At 63.8% G+C, this 4861-nt stretch carries 4 protein-coding genes; all 4 read left to right on the forward strand.

The features are described 5' to 3' along the window. Positions 1-412: exodeoxyribonuclease VII large subunit (locus tag B2W70_RS12520; RefSeq protein WP_286746126.1), on the forward strand; the 412-nt coding region annotated here is incomplete at its 5' end. Positions 413-506: 94 nt separating this feature from the next. Further along, entirely contained in the window at positions 507-1088 is a 582-nt protein-coding gene (locus tag B2W70_RS12525) for a superoxide dismutase (protein WP_286746127.1), read from the forward strand. 348 nt (positions 1089-1436) lie between these two features. Beyond that, positions 1437-4295, forward strand: coding sequence for a 2-oxoglutarate dehydrogenase E1 component (locus tag B2W70_RS12530; protein ID WP_286746128.1), 2859 nt, complete (start codon positions 1437-1439; stop codon positions 4293-4295). A gap of 105 nt (positions 4296-4400) precedes the next feature. After that, positions 4401-4861 (forward strand): biotin/lipoyl-containing protein (locus tag B2W70_RS12535; RefSeq protein ID WP_286746130.1); only part of this gene is annotated, 461 nt, incomplete at its 3' end.

Here is a 4861-nt window from a genome sequence, read left to right on the forward strand (position 1 = left end):
GGCGGCCTTGCGCCTGGCTCGGCCGGCCCAGGTGCTGTCGGCGCTCGAGCGCCAACAGGCTCTGCTGGGGCAACGCTTGTCCCGGGTGCCTGACCAACGGTTGAGCGCAGCCCGGGCAGATGCCGGGGTGCTCCAGGCGCGCCTGGTGGCAGCGACGAAGGCCCAGTGGCCCTCGCAACACCGTCGCATCGAGGTGTTGGCGGGGCGTCTGCACGCGCTCGACCCCAGGCGTGTGCTGGAGCGCGGCTATGCGTGGCTGAGTGACCCCCAGGGGCAGCCCCTGACTTCTGTGACGCAGGTGCAGGCCGACGACGTTGTCCAGGGTGTGTTGGCCGATGGTGTGTTGCAGATGCGCGTCACGGCAGATCCTGCGGCGCCCCGAACCACGCGCCGCCGGGTGGCAAAAACCTGAGTGTTCGCCTGCCTTAGCTGCGCGCCTCGTGGCAGCCTGAGTGGGCTTGCCTACAATGCCGCAGCAATCCCACCAACCACGCAGGAACAGCACCATGGCACACACCCTTCCTCCTCTGCCTTACGCCCAGGACGCCCTGGCCCCGCACCTGTCGAAGGAAACCTTCGAGTATCACTACGGCAAGCACCACCAGGCTTACGTCACCAACCTGAACAACCTGATCCCCGGCACCGAATTCGAAGCCCTGTCGCTGGAAGACATCATCAAGAAGTCCAGCGGTGGCGTCTACAACAACGCCGCCCAGATCTGGAACCACACCTTCTTCTGGAACTGCATGAAGCCGCAAGGCGGCGGCGCCCCGAAGGGCAAGCTGCTTGAGGCCATCAACGCCAAGTTCGGCAGCTACGACGCCTTCAAGGAAGCCTTCACCAAGTCCGCCGTGGGCAACTTCGGTTCGGGCTGGACCTTCCTGGTCAAGAAGGCCGACGGCTCGGTCGACATCGTCAACATGGGCCCGGCCGGCACCCCGCTGACCACCGGTGACACCGCGCTGCTGACCGTCGACGTGTGGGAGCATGCCTACTACATCGACTACCGCAATGCCCGTCCCAAGTTCGTTGAGGTGTTCCTCAGCAGCCTGGTGAACTGGGACTTCGCCGAAACGAACTTCGGTTGATCGTCGTTTGACGTGATCTTCACGCAGCCACTCAGAGCGGCTGCTTGGACCAAGCCGGGCATGTCCCGGCTTTTTTGCGCCTTCTTTCACCGATTGGCGCCGCGAGCAGGGCGTCCAATGAGCCGGCGTCCTCCCGTGTTTTTTTGTCCGCTCGGCGCTTCAAGCGGAGTCAATGGTGCTACATTGACCCTTGGTTTATGAATTAAGCCCTTCCCGTCGCCCTTGCTGGTGTGTGCTTCGGCAGTCACAGCAAGGCGGGTCGCAATCCGCCAACCGGTCAAGCCGTGTCGCGGAAGGTTGTCCAACCAGCCAACGTCCCAGGAAACCTGGGAGCAAGGTGAGCGAAAAATGATGCAGCAGTTCAGGTCGAACTCGTACCTGTTCGGGGGCAACGCCCCATATGTGGAAGAGTTGTACGAGGCCTACCTCGACAACCCAGGTTCCGTCCCCGACAACTGGCGCTCGTACTTCGACGCGCTTCAAAACGTCCCTGCATCTGACGGCACGGATCACCGAGATGTGGCGCATGCCCCGGTGGTCGAGTCGTTCGCTCAACGTGCGAAGGCCAATGCCTTCATGGTCAAGACCAGCTCGGCCGACCTCGCTGTCGCCCGCAAACAGGTCCACGTCCAGTCGCTGATCGCCGCTTACCGATTCCTGGGCTCCCGCTGGGCCGACCTTGACCCCCTCAAGCGCCAGGAACGCACCCGGATCCCGGAACTTGATCCGTCTTTCTACGACTTCACCGAGTCGGACATGGACATCACGTTCTCGGCGACCAACACCTATTTCACCAAGGCCGAGCACATGACCCTGCGCGAAATCGTGCAGGCCTTGCGTGAGACGTACTGCGGCAGCATCGGCGCCGAGTACATGCACATCACCGACCCCACCGAAAAACGCTGGTGGCAGGAACGCCTGGAGTCCATCCGCTCCAAGCCGACCTTCAGTGCCGAGAAGAAGAAGCACATTCTCGAGCGCCTGACAGCCGCAGAAGGTCTGGAGCGATTCCTCCACACCAAATACGTCGGCCAGAAGCGTTTTTCGCTGGAGGGCGGTGAGTCCTTCATCGCCTCGATGGACGAACTCATCCAGCGCGCCGGCGAAAAGGGCGTGCAGGAAATCGTCATCGGCATGGCCCACCGCGGCCGCCTGAACGTGCTGGTCAACACCCTGGGCAAGCAGCCCAAGGACCTGTTCTCCGAGTTCGAGCACACCGCTCCCGAGAACCTGACCGCCGGCGACGTGAAGTACCACCAGGGCTTCTCCAGCGACGTGACCACGGCTGGTGGCCCCGTCCACCTGTCGCTGTCGTTCAACCCCTCGCACCTGGAAATCGTCAACCCGGTGATCGAAGGATCGGTCAAGGCCCGCATGGACCGCCGCGGTGACGCCAAGGGACTGCAGGTGCTGCCTGTGCAGGTGCACGGTGACGCGGCATTCGCCGGCCAGGGCGTCGTGATGGAAACGCTGGCGCTGGCCCAGACCCGCGGTTACTACACCGGCGGCACGGTCCACATCGTCATCAACAACCAGATCGGCTTCACCACCTCCGACCCGCGCGACACCCGCTCGACGCTGTACTGCTCGGACGTGGTCAAGATGATCGAAGCCCCGGTGCTGCACGTCAACGGCGACGATCCGGAAGCCGTCGTGCTGGCCACCCAGCTGGCGCTGGACTATCGCCAGGACTTCAACAAGGACGTGGTGGTCGACATCGTGTGTTTCCGCAAGCTCGGTCACAACGAGCAGGACACGCCCTCGATGACCCAGCCGCTGATGTACAAGAAGATCGGCCAGCACCCCGGCACCCGCAAGGTGTACGGCGACAAGCTGGTTGGTGGTGGCACGCTGGGCGAGACCGGCCCGGACGACATGGTCAAGGCCTATCGCGCCGCGATGGAGGCGGGCAAGCACACGGTCGATCCGGTGCTGACCAACTTCAAGAGCAAGTACGCCGTTGATTGGACGCCCTTCCTCAACAAGAAGTGGACCGACTCCGCTGACACGGCCCTGCCGCTGGCCGAATTCCGCCGTCTGGCCGAACGCATCACCACCATCCCCGCCAACTTCAAGCCCCACCCGCTGGTGCAGAAGGTGGTTGATGACCGCGCGGCCATGGGCCGTGGCGAGGTCAATGTCGACTGGGGCATGGGCGAGCACATGGCGTTCGCCTCGTTGGTGGCCTCGGGCTACCCGGTGCGCCTGTCGGGTGAAGACTGCGGCCGTGGCACCTTCACCCACCGCCACTCGGTGCTGCACGACCAGAACCGCGAGAAGTTCGACGAAGGCACCTACGTGCCCCTGCAGCACATCGCTGACAACCAGGCCCCGTTCGTCGTCATCGACTCGATCCTGTCCGAAGAAGCAGTGCTGGGCTTCGAGTACGGCTACGCCGGCTCCGACCCGAACACCCTGGTGATCTGGGAAGCCCAGTTCGGCGACTTCGCCAACGGCGCCCAGGTCGTGATCGACCAGTTCATCGCCTCGGGTGAAGTGAAGTGGGGCCGCTCCAACGGCCTGACGCTGATGCTGCCGCACGGCTACGAAGGCCAGGGCCCCGAGCACAGCTCGGCCCGCCTGGAGCGCTTCATGCAACTGGCCGCCGACAACAACATGCAGATCGTGCAGCCGACATCGGCCAGCCAGATCTTCCATGTGCTGCGTCGCCAGATGGTGCGCATGTTCCGCAAGCCGCTGGTCATCATGACCCCGAAGTCGCTGCTGCGTAACAAGGACGCCACCTCGCCGCTGAGCGAGTTCACGCGCGGCGAGTTCCGCACGGTGATTGGCGAGGTTGATGACACCGTCGATGCATCGAAGGTCAAGCGCGTGATCTGCTGCTCCGGCAAGGTCTACTACGACCTGGTCAAGAAGCGCGCCGAGAAGAAGTCCACCGATGTGGCCATCTTGCGCGTCGAACAGCTCTACCCCTTCCCGCACAAGGCCTTCGCCGCCGAGCTGAAGAAGTATCCCAACTTGACCGATCTGGTGTGGTGCCAGGACGAGCCCCAGAACCAGGGTGCCTGGTTCTTCGTGCAGCACTACATCCATGAAAACATGGTGGAAGGCCAGAAGCTGGGTTATGCCGGCCGTCCGGCCTCGGCCTCGCCGGCCGTGGGTTACGCCCACCTGCACATGGAGCAGCAAAAAGCGCTGCTGGATCAGGCTTTCGCCAAGCTCAAGGGCTTCGTTCTCACCAAATAAGGTTCATGCGGACGCTGCGCGTTTGCATGACCTTGTCAGGCCGGGCCACTGAACAGGCCCCCTGACGAGGCGACGCGCCAAGCAGCCGCTGCTGGAGATACTCACATGGCAATCATCGACGTCAAGGTTCCCCAACTGTCCGAATCCGTGGCCGAGGCCACGCTGCTTCAATGGAAGAAGCGCCCCGGCGAAGCCGTGGCCGCAGACGAAATCCTCATCGAGATCGAGACCGACAAGGTCGTGCTCGAAGTGCCGGCGCCGGCCGCTGGGGTGCTGGCTCAGCTGGTTCGCAACGACGGTGACACCGTGGTCAGCGACGAGGTCATCGCCCGCATCGACACCGAAGGCTCCGCCGCGGTGAGCCCGCTCGAGGTCAAGGCGATCCCAGCGCCGACGGCTGCGCCCGCTGCGGCACCTGCCGCCGCCACCGGTGGCAGCAAGGCCGATGTGGCCATGCCGGCCGCCGCCAAGCTGCTTGCCGACAACGGTCTGAGCACTGCTCAGGTGGCAGGTTCGGGCAAGGACGGGCGTGTCACCAAGGGTGACGTGCTGTCGGCCGTTGCCGG

This window comes from Aquabacterium sp. UBA2148 (assembly GCF_002328915.1).
GTDB classification, from domain to species: Bacteria; Pseudomonadota; Gammaproteobacteria; order Burkholderiales; family Burkholderiaceae_C; genus Aquabacterium; species Aquabacterium parvum.